This window comes from Actinosynnema sp. NPDC023658 (assembly GCF_040639995.1).
Taxonomy (GTDB): domain Bacteria; phylum Actinomycetota; class Actinomycetes; order Mycobacteriales; family Pseudonocardiaceae; genus Actinosynnema.
Genome location: NZ_JBFAAX010000238.1, coordinates 1 through 3,829, shown reverse-complemented (window position 1 = coordinate 3,829; position 3,829 = coordinate 1). Strand labels below are relative to the sequence as shown.

The following is a 3,829-nucleotide window of genomic DNA, read 5'->3' as shown; positions in this document are numbered from 1 at the left end:
CTCCGACGGCCCGCACCCGTGCGGCTAGGGGGCGTCTGCGGGGGCCCGGGCGGCCTGAGCGGTGGCGGGGGCCGCCCCGCGCCCCCCGAGCACGGCGCGCCCCCGCCACTACCATCGTCGGTGTGTACGCGGAACGCCCGTTCCCCGGTCTGGCCTGCGTGTGGCGCCGGTCCGCGGTGACGGCCGCCGTCGGCCGGGTCGTGCCGGACGGGTGCACCGACATCATCTACTCGGCCACGACCGGCGAGGTGTTCGTGGCCGGGCCGGACACCGTCGGTCACGTGACGCCGATGGGGCCGGGCGAGTTGTTCGGCGTGCGCTTCGGGCCCGGTGTGGGGCCCTCGGCGTTCGGGGTGCCCGCGGTCGAGCTGCGCGACCAGCGCGTTCCGCTGACCGAGCTGTGGGGGCCGTCGTCCCGGTTCGAAGACGCCCTGGGCACGGCCGACGACCCGTGCGAGGTGCTCGCGTCGGCCGCCCTGGCCCGGCTGCGGGACACCCCGCCGGAACCCGTGGTGGGTGCGATCGCGTCGACCGTGTCCGCCACCACCGTCGACGACCTGGCCCGGTCGCTGGGCCTGAGCGCCCGGCAGCTGCACCGGCGCAGCCTGGCCGCGTTCGGCTACGGGCCCAAGGTGCTGCACCGGGTGCTGCGGTTCGACCGGGCGGTCAAGCTGGCGTGGGCGGGCGTGCCGTTCGCGGACGTCGCCCACCGCACCGGGTACGCCGACCAGGCCCACCTGTCGCGCGAGGTGCGCGAGCTGGCGGGCGTGCCGCTGGGTCAGCTGATCCGGTCGTAGGCGCGCAGGGTCGACAGCGCCTCGATCGTCACGACCGGTCGCCACTCGTAGGTCGTCACGGGCGTCCACGCGGCCCACGGGAACGTCCAGCCGCCGTCCTCCTGCTGCCCCGCGGCCAACGCGTCGAGGTCGGCGTCGATCTCGTCGTCGGCGAACCACCGCCGGGCCAGGCAGTCGGGGGTCGGCGCGTAGTGGTGCGGCTGGTGCGTCTCGCCCGCCGCGTACCCCTCCGTCCTCCGCCCGTCCCCGAGGTCGACCAGGCCCTGCTCGCGCACCAGCGCGCACAACCGCTCCGCCTCCCGTTCGGCCCTCGGCCGGTCCGGCACGTGGTCGAGGAAGCGGGCGCACGCGTTGGCCTCGTAGGGGTGCGACTTGGTCAGCTCACCGAGGCGCTGCCAGCAGAACGCCGTCGCGGCGTCCAGCCACCGGTGCTCGACGCCCATCCTGTGCAGGACGCCCGCCAGCAGGGCCGTGACCAGCAGGTCGCTGTCCTCGGAGGGCTGCCACCACGGCGCGCGCATGCCGGCGGTGCCCAGGCAGTTGGGCACCCCGCCGTCCGCGTTGGTGATGGTGGTGAGGAAGTCGCAGGCCGCGTCGGCGTGGTCGGTCACGCCGACCTCTTCGAACAGCGACAAGGCCGTGAACGTGTGCAGCGGCTGGCTGCCGGGCCCACGCCCGTCGGGCTCCAGGGCGTGCCCGAACCCGCCGTCGTCGTTCCGGTAGGCCAGGACGGCGGCCACGACGGGCTCCGCCGGGCCGCCGTCGAAGAGGTGCGCGAATCGCCGCTGCTCGAGGACGCGTGCGTTGAGCCACAGGAAGGAACGGGCTGCTTCGATCATGCGTCCGACGGTAGGCCGGACGGGGTCGTGCGGTCTTGAACGAATCGGACGTCCCTCCCCCGTGAGGGGTAACCGCCTCGATACCCCGGACGTGGTCGGGGCCCTGTGCCATCATCACCCGGGGGCAGTTCAGCGTGAGGGGAGCACGACGATGTTGGACGCCGGAGGCGGCGGGGGCGCTGTGCAGATCGGGTTCGTGGCCGACACGGTGTCCGCCGGACCGATGGGCTCGGGACTGACGGCGGGCCAGACGCACTTCCGGGTCGACCTGGCGCAGGCGCAGAAGCTGATCGACGGCTTGGCCGACGCGCGCAACCGACTCCAGGAGCTCTACGACCAGAACGTGGGATTCATGATCCTCGGATCACCCGGCCAGGATCCGTACAGCCAGTCGGCGACAACGACGATCAAACGGACCGCCGGGACCGAAGCCGGCGGCTACGGATGGGCCAGCCTGAAGGCGATCGCCGCCCTCAACAAGACGATCGAGAGCATCCAAGCCTCCCTGGCGACCTACCAGAACCAGGAGCAGGCGACCGCCGACGCCTTCAAGGGCGAGGGGAATCAGTCGTGACTCGCGCAGCGCTGGTGATCTTGTCCGCCGCGGCCCTCGTGGTCGTGTCGGGTTGCACCACCAAGAACGACGGCACCCCGTCGCCGGGCAGCAACACGAGCACCACCGCGGCAGGGGCCGCCACCACGACGTCCTCCGCAGCGGGTGATGTCCCAGCCATCACTGGACCGGAGTTGGACCTCGCCAAGTTCGACACTCCTTGCGCGATGCTGAAGAAAGACCAACTTTCCGCCCGCGGCGTGACCAAGGCCGGCACCCAGCGCACGGATCCGACCGGGACGGCCTGTCAGTGGTACCCGGACGAGCGTGCGCTCGGCACGAGTTTCCTCGTCGTTCTGCTCGACAAGGCCAAGGGCCTGGACGGCGTCTACGCCAACCGCGAGGACCTTCCGGTGTTCAAGCCGACCGAGATCGCCGGGTACCCGGCGGTCGACACAGATGCGACCGATGCGGCCCACGGCGCGTGCACGACCGCGGTCGGCGTGGCCAAGGGCGAAGGCTTCGCGGTGCAGGTCCGGGTGAACGACACGAAGCTGCCCGGGTACACCGACCCGTGCTCTGTGTCCGGCGAGATCGCGGAGACCGTGATCGGGAACCTGAAGGGGTAGGACATGGCCGGTGATGTCGACAGCGATGCCCTGGGCCTGCTCAACATGTGCGTCGCCCCGGAGCAGATCTACGGGTGGTTCCACGAGGGCGCCGGTCCCGAGCAGACCACGGACGCCAGCAGCGAGACGTGGAACCAGATCTCCACGGGCCACACCCAGATCAGCGACCTGATCAACCAGGCGGTGCGGGCGTCCGGCGCGGTCTGGGAAGGCGCCGCGGGCGACTCGGCTCGCGCCAACACCACGCCGCTGGCCAGTTGGTCGGACGTGACCAGCGGGCTCGCCACGACCGCGGGTGACAACACCAACGAGATCAGTCGTGCGTTCCGCGAGGCGAGGGGCAGCCTGCGCGAGCCCGTCCAGGTGCCGGACAAGCCCTGGTACAACGACGCGCTCCCGTGGGACACCGACTACGACGACGCGGTCGAGAAGTCGCAGGAGATCAACTCCCACAACGTCCAGGTGCTGAACACCTACGGCAGCTCCACCACCTCGGCCAGCAACTCGATGCCGTGGTTCCCCGAGCCCGACGAGATCAGCGGGAACGTGGACCGCAACGACGAGATCGTCATCCCGCCGCCCAAGCCGGGCAAGGAGGAGCCCCCCGAGATCGGGGGCAAGGAGCGCACCGAGACGGGCGGCACCAACGGCACGGGGGACGGGAACACCGACGGCACCGGCACGACCAAGCCGTCGTGGACCGAGCCGTCCGTCCCCACCCCCGGCGGCACCGGCGGCACGGACGGCAACGGCACGACGCGGCCCTCCTGGGTGCAGCCCGACCCCACCAAGCCGCAGCCCGACATCGGCTACCGGACCGAGCCGCCGCCCAACACCCGCACGACCCCGCCGTACGACCCGCGGTTGCCCTACGACCCGAGGTTGCCGTACGACCCGCGCAACCCGAACGACCCCCGCAACCCCAACAACCCGCGCAACCGCCCGCCCGGCACGCCCGGTGTGCCCCGCGTCCCCGGTGGACCGGGTGGCGGCCCGGGTGGCCCCGGGGGC

5 protein-coding genes are annotated in these 3,829 nt (G+C 72.1%); 4 read left to right on the top strand and 1 reads right to left on the bottom strand.

The genetic code is table 11. The features are described 5' to 3' along the window. Positions 1 to 122: 122 nt before the first annotated feature. Positions 123 to 797, top strand: a complete 675-nt coding sequence (locus tag AB0G02_RS22065; RefSeq protein ID WP_360797336.1) for a helix-turn-helix transcriptional regulator — start codon at positions 123 to 125, stop codon at positions 795 to 797. Here AB0G02_RS22065 and AB0G02_RS22060 read toward each other — a convergent pair. Further along, entirely contained in the window at positions 779 to 1,636 is an 858-nt protein-coding gene (locus AB0G02_RS22060) for a hypothetical protein (RefSeq protein ID WP_360797334.1), read from the bottom strand. The genes AB0G02_RS22065 and AB0G02_RS22060 overlap by 19 nt on opposite strands. A gap of 151 nt (positions 1,637 to 1,787) precedes the next feature. Here AB0G02_RS22060 and AB0G02_RS22055 point away from each other — a divergent pair, with 151 nt between their 5' ends. The 3 genes from AB0G02_RS22055 to AB0G02_RS22045 all read left to right on the top strand — a co-directional run. Further along, entirely contained in the window at positions 1,788 to 2,210 is a 423-nt protein-coding gene (locus AB0G02_RS22055) for a hypothetical protein (RefSeq protein ID WP_360797332.1), read from the top strand. After that, positions 2,207 to 2,818, top strand: a complete 612-nt coding sequence (locus AB0G02_RS22050) for a DUF3558 domain-containing protein (RefSeq protein WP_360797330.1) — start codon at positions 2,207 to 2,209, stop codon at positions 2,816 to 2,818. The genes AB0G02_RS22055 and AB0G02_RS22050 overlap by 4 nt, the downstream gene beginning before the upstream one ends. A 3-nt stretch (positions 2,819 to 2,821) precedes the next feature. Continuing rightward, positions 2,822 to 3,829 (top strand): PPE domain-containing protein (locus AB0G02_RS22045; protein ID WP_360797328.1); only part of this gene is annotated, 1,008 nt, incomplete at its 3' end.